The following is a 6,290-nucleotide window of genomic DNA, read 5'->3' on the forward strand; positions in this document are numbered from 1 at the left end:
TCCGAAACAACTGTAAACGATATAACTAATCACAAATAACTAATCACTAACTAATCTGGATCGCGCTTGTGGCGGCGGGGATTTCCCCTATCCCCCGTTATTCCCTGACTTCTGTACCAGCGATACCACTCTTTAGAACTGCGAATTGCCAGCCACAGCAGCATCATAGCAACTAGCCCTCCCTGCCGCGGAGCGTCAAAGGCAAACAAAACCAAGGAAATGCACAGAACATCTTGGAGGAAAATCACCCAAATCGGCAAACCCCGCAGTCGGTAAAGCCATCCTGCTTGTACCAGTTGCAGCACTAAAGCCAACAAACCTCCGACAACACCAATAATCCACAGCATCCAAGGGTGAACAATAATTTCGTCGATCGAACTTACCTGAGCGATCGCAATGCCCATAATTGCTCCTACAATGGGACTGAAAATAATTTGCACAACTTGCAGTACCCGCTGTCCTACAAAGGTTTTAGAAGCAAATAATTCTAACAGCGACCAACTCACCAAGATGGTGATAGCCACTTGGGGGTGAACCCCCGACAATAGAGGTATTTCCGACCAAAGTTTATCAATCCGCAACAAACCAATTAACAGCAGGGGCAGGGCAATTCTCATACCCCCTGCCGCAGACCCAGAGAGTGCGGCTAGGAGTCCAACCATAATAATAATTCAGTTGATAACGTCAGCTAAAGCCTCGATCTATTTCAGAATTTAATTCCCCTGATGGCTGGCTGTGATTTGAGCGATCGAACTCAAATTGCGGCTTGAGCTTAAATATCACCTTCTATTGTAAGTGTATCTGCTTAATCGGTGCTTGGCACTGCGATATTGTCGATCGACACAAGGTAGAGAGCACTTATGTAGAAGGCTCTTATGCAGAATTAAGGCGGGATTGTGATTAAATTAGAAAGTATCCCAAAAGCAGCAGGTAAGCCGAAACAATTAAATTTAAGATGCCCGCTAAGCAACAGCTTTCCGGCAAATTCTTCTCCTGTCTTCCCTCCAACCTCTTCCTTATTCCTTATTCCTTCGTCTTATTATGTCTGATTCATTATTTGCCGATGCCAGTCGCCGATTAGAACGAGCCTTAAAATATGTGTCGCTTTCCGAGGATACGATCGAACGGCTGAAATACCCCAAATCCAGTTTAATTGTATCGATTCCCGTGCGGATGGACGACGGTTCCCTGCGCATTTTTCAAGGTTATCGGGTGCGCTACGACAATACCAGAGGCCCGTCTAAAGGAGGAGTGCGCTATCATCCGGGAGTGTCCCTTGATGAAGTGCAATCCTTAGCATTTTGGATGACTTTTAAATGTGCAGTTTTGAACTTGCCTTTTGGAGGAGCCAAGGGCGGAATTACTCTCAATCCCAAGGAATTGTCCAAACTGGAATTGGAACGGTTGAGCCGGGGCTATGTCGATGCGATCGCAGATTTCATCGGCCCCGATGTCGATATTCCCGCGCCAGATGTCTACACCAATCCCATGATTATGGGTTGGATGATGGATCAGTACAATATTATTAAGAGGCAGCTTTCTCCAGCGGTTGTGACTGGTAAACCAGTGACAATTGGCGGTAGTTTGGGCAGAGATACGGCAACAGCAATGGGTGCTTTTTTTGTAGTACAAACTCTTCTACCCAAATTTGAGCTAACTCCTCAAGATACAACTGTAGCGGTACAAGGTTTTGGTAATGCCGGTGCAGAAATAGCAGAACTGCTCTGGAAAGCAGGTTACAAAGTTGTTGCTGTCAGCGATTCCCAAGGGGGAATTTATGCTAAACAAGGGCTGGATATCCCAAGTATTCGAGGTTTTAAAGACTCTAACAAAGGTATCAAAGCTATTTACTGTGAAGGTTCAGTTTGCAATATTATCGAACACGAAATCTTGACCAATGAGCAACTTTTAGCATTAGATGTAGACGTGCTGGTTCCTGCCGCTTTGGAGAATCAAATAACTGAAGCCAATGTTAATGATGTTAAGGCTAAGTTTATTTTTGAAGTAGCTAACGGCCCGATTGATTCTGCTGCTGATTTGGTTTTAGAAACGCGGGGAATTCACGTAATTCCTGATATTTTAGTCAATGCCGGAGGCGTAACGGTTAGTTATTTCGAGTGGGTGCAAAACCGCAGCGGACTTTATTGGACGCTGGAGGAAGTCAACCAGCGGTTGAAGCATAAAATGGTCGAAGAAACTGAGGCAATTTGGAAAAAATCTCAGGAATTGTCAGTTTCCATGAGAACTGCGGCTTACGTCTACGGGTTAAATCGACTCGGAGAAGCGATGAATGCGAAGGGAACGCGGGATTATTACATAAACGGTTGAGAAATAAAATCCCCGACTTCTTCTGGTTATGTTCGTGAAATATCGAAGTAATTTCAGAAGTCGGGGATTTGGCTATTGGCTATTACATAGCCTTAGTCTCCGGCATCAAACACTTATCGGAGTCGCAGCCCGCAGGCCCCGAATCCATCATTTCACCCAAATCATAGCGACTTAGTGCCGCATGAAAAACATCTATTTGGCGACGCGCTAAAGTCTCTTCCACCATCTTGGTGTAAGTTTCCTTGCTCACCGGTTCAAAGGGCAAACGCGGGAAAGTTTCAAGAGCATCAAACCGAGCCAAAAGCGCTGCGGAAATGTAGCCTTCGTTGTCGCGAATGGCTTCGTAAATCCGCGTACCCAAACTTTCCACTTCATTTTCGCGCAATTCAATCGTGGCCGAAGTGTTATGTCTGACATAGAACTTTTGCACCTGCATATAAAAGTCCATTTGTGCCGCTGCTGAGAACTTATTAATGTCAATTTCATCAGCACCCGGTAAATCAGCCCAACTTACCGCAACAGGTATTTCTACCAGCCATTCCGTGCAGCGTTCATCGAAGGGATTGTTTAGCAAATTGCCGTTTTCATCTTTGTCAGATTGAGACGGAATCACGTTGTATCCGTAGTCGATGCAGGCGAGGGCTACGGGGTCGTTTTTGCCGAAAGTGATTCGGCGAATGAAACGCTGGGCTTTCGGCGGATGCCAGCCGGGAGAAGCGCCTGTCAGCAGAGATTTAGTACCCGATGGTTGAACCGTTGTGCAGCGATTTGGGCGTTTTAAGGAATGGCGATCGCAATAATCCCAAACTACCCGATTGACAATCTCTCGCCAACCAGTCAAATACTCTTCTTCCCGCTGTTTAAAAGCGATTCCTTGCGGAGTTTGCGGGCGACCTTCCACCCACCAGCGCAGCCACTCAACGCCAAAAGCATGAACGAAGAAATCGAACAATCCGGTGAAAGATACGCCGACAATCGGGTCTAGTTCGCGGCTGTATTGATAGCGGGGTTCAAGAAATTTGTGATTGAGAAGTACCGCGACAGATAGAGCCGCCGCCTTGAAAGCTTCCTCCTGTTCTTTGAAATTGTAAGGGTCAATTTGATTGAGGTGAACCTCAGAAAGATTACAGTTTCCAGCTAGGGTATTGCCGAAAACTCCCTTATGAAACTCTGGTTCGTTGAAGCAGTAAGTATCGTGCAATCCTGGTAATTCTTCGACACTTCTGACCACTTGCCATTTACCTTTGTGTTTAGCATTCGTCCCTTTGCTCACATCTAACCGCTGACAAGGAATTTCACCACAGTCAGTAATTTGCAAGTAGTACAAATCCCGACTTCGGACACCGTAATTAGTAATTGACCCTTGATGAGCGCAAAGATTTAGCGACGAACGAATACCACATTTGGTCAAAAGTAACTGAACTCTGAAAGCGCGATCGCGGTCAGAAATATAAATTCTGATACCATTACTGTGGGTATTCGAGCCATCAGTATCGGCTAATCCAGCAATAAAATGTAAAATTGCTTGCCGATTCCAGCTCGCAATTACATTTAGTGCTTCTGGGTTAACTTTCAAACTTTTCAGCAACTCTCCAGAAAAGCTCAAGTTAGTTACATCGGTAAAAGCAGGTAAATAGTCATAGCTTCTTTCTGGAGACTTATTTCCTGCTACTGATAATGCCATTTTGTGTTCGTAAAGTCGAACTTTCGCATTGTCATTTTTGTCTGTAGTCCCATCTCCTACAGCCACCCCCAAAGTGTAAGCATAACTTGAATCGATATTCAAGCCATCTTCATACTGAATTGTAAAAGGTTCAGTATGAATGCTATACCGACTTGTATCCATCAAGTCTTTGGTTTGAACTTCTCTGTAAACTTTACCAAAGCGATCCTTGACAAAAAAGCGATGATATTCTGTGGCATCCAGATAAGTACCATCACCAAACTTTACACGATAAAGTTTGCGTCGCCCGCCACAATTATCACTCGCTGTCTTAAATGGTGTGACGCAGCTCCATCTTTTACCATTCCAAATCTCAATTTCAGTTCCAAGAACGTCCTTTATTTTATGCAGTCCGTCTCTAGTAATTAGCAGAGTGTCGCCACTGACACAATGAAAATTAGAGCCGATGATTTCACCACACGGGTTTAAGCCCACACGGACTAACCGATGCTCTAACTCGCCAGCAGTCATATTAGGATGGCGTTCCTGCAACCACTCTTTAGCTTTTCCTTCGTCGTAAGCTTTCAAAAACTCACTTCTAAGACTCGGTGTTGAAAGTAAATCAACGTTAGATCTAGCTACAGCTTCGCCGGCCCATTGAATCGCACCTTCGCCGCTGTAATACTGTTTGCGGACAGCATCAATACATTCTTCTAGTGTAGGTTTGGTATGGAAAACTCGCGTATGGTTGGCCATCCGAAGGGCATCGCGTTCTGGATCTATTCTCCAGTTGCCGCTTTCATCTTGTTGCCACAAATTATTTTTAGCATTTGCCCCTAGTTCGTCATCAGAATCAAACTGGCGCATTCCGGCCGATCTTCTAATATTGCCAGCAACAATTGTGACCGCAGCTTCATCTATCAACACGCAGCATTCAACTGAATTTAACTGCCGCCCTAAAGCTTTATTCAAAATAGCGGCGCAGCGCTGATAAAGGTCGGGCAATTTCACCGGATTTGCTACTCCCCCAAAACCTTTTAAAGGTTCTCCCACCGGGCGAACGTCGCTCAAATCGATGAATACTTGAACTTCTCCTGCAAATCTTTCATCTGTGGATAATTCCAGCAAAGTTTGATAGGAGTTTACCCAACCTTGGCGAGAATCTCCGACATAAATAGTTGCGGTTTTTTCTGCTATTTTTATTTCGGTTTCTTGACGGCGCGACTGAGCGGGTGTAGAGCCGATTTCGCCTTGCATGGTTAGGGTTAAGCGGTTGCGAATCGGCGGCAGTTGGTTGATATATTGTGGTTCCAAGACTGCCCCTGTGCCGCAGCCCATCATTGCCAAATCCATCAACAAACCAAAGGAACGCCAGTCGAGAATATTTGTTGAGGAGCAATTATATGCGCCGGAAAAATTCTCTGGTTGCTCTATCCATTTGCTGCCGCCTACCCACAGCCAGCGGCCTGAAGCGAGGGTTTTGAGCTGGTTTTGCATCCGGTGCAGCAGTTGTGTTTCTTCGGGGGTGAGGTTTCCCAGCTTTTGCAGCCCCTTGACTGTTCTCGCGCACACTTCGGCCCAAGTCTCCCTTCCCGTCTCGGTACGGCGGCTGTAAGTCCTGAAAAATACTGGATTGGCTGCGGGTGCTGTTTCGGGGAAATCGGACAGGTTGCGTTTCTCGCTGGCACTCGATCGCTCTAATTCTCGAACCATAGGTTGTGTACTGACGTGTCGGAATAAATCAACAGACTACGAATATACAACAGGATTCAGATTTAGGGTAAAAGGTTAATATATTTGACAATTTGCACTAAATATGGGGCATAGAACTCTACAAGCTCAGCAAAATTTTCTACCTTGCCCACTGAATACCCATAATTTTGTTGAAAAAACAGCCCTGACTTTTTAAGCCAGGGCTGCACACCTACTGTATTTTCAACTACCAGTCTGAATTGCAAATTGCATCCCCATCAGGAGAGTTGGGATTGATACGCCATTGCAATTCTTGGTTAATCCGCCTCAAGTTTGACTTTTCAGTCTTCAAGTCGAAGTTTTCAGTCTTCAAGTCGAAGTTTTCAGCCTTCAAGTCGAAGTTTTCAGTCTTCAAGTCGAGGTTTTCAGTTTTCAAGTCGAGGTTTTCAGCCTTTAGGCCATTCATTTGAGCTTGAAGCTCTTGGATCTGGCTGTGGTAAGGTTGATGTCGGTCAATATCTGGGCTTAACGGGTCTTCTGGGTTTGCGGTGTAAACTGTATAATATATGAACTTTATGCTAGAGGCTAAGCTCATGGATTTTCATCT

At 45.2% G+C, this 6,290-nt stretch carries 4 protein-coding genes; 1 reads left to right on the forward strand and 3 read right to left on the reverse strand.

Annotated elements, in window-relative coordinates:
- Window positions 1-50 precede the first annotated feature (50 nt).
- Window positions 51-662, reverse strand: coding sequence for a DUF4126 domain-containing protein (locus QUA54_RS06985; protein WP_172192268.1), 612 nt, complete (start codon window positions 660-662; stop codon window positions 51-53).
- Window positions 663-1,041: 379 nt separating this feature from the next.
- Here QUA54_RS06985 and QUA54_RS06990 point away from each other — a divergent pair, with 379 nt between their 5' ends.
- Entirely contained in the window at window positions 1,042-2,328 is a 1,287-nt protein-coding gene (locus QUA54_RS06990) for a Glu/Leu/Phe/Val dehydrogenase (protein WP_333413952.1), read from the forward strand.
- An 82-nt stretch (window positions 2,329-2,410) separates the two neighbouring features.
- Here the strand turns inward: QUA54_RS06990 and nrdJ are convergent, their stop codons facing one another.
- Window positions 2,411-5,704, reverse strand: a complete 3,294-nt coding sequence (nrdJ, locus tag QUA54_RS06995; RefSeq protein WP_333413953.1) for a ribonucleoside-triphosphate reductase, adenosylcobalamin-dependent — start codon at window positions 5,702-5,704, stop codon at window positions 2,411-2,413.
- A gap of 226 nt (window positions 5,705-5,930) precedes the next feature.
- Window positions 5,931-6,278: a bZIP transcription factor gene (locus tag QUA54_RS07000; RefSeq protein WP_333413954.1), complete on the reverse strand. Its 348-nt coding sequence runs from the start codon at window positions 6,276-6,278 to the stop codon at window positions 5,931-5,933.
- Window positions 6,279-6,290 lie beyond the last annotated feature (12 nt).

The sequence above is a fragment of the Microcoleus sp. MOSTC5 genome (assembly GCF_036701825.1).
Classification (GTDB): Bacteria; Cyanobacteriota; Cyanobacteriia; order Cyanobacteriales; family Microcoleaceae; genus Microcoleus; species Microcoleus asticus.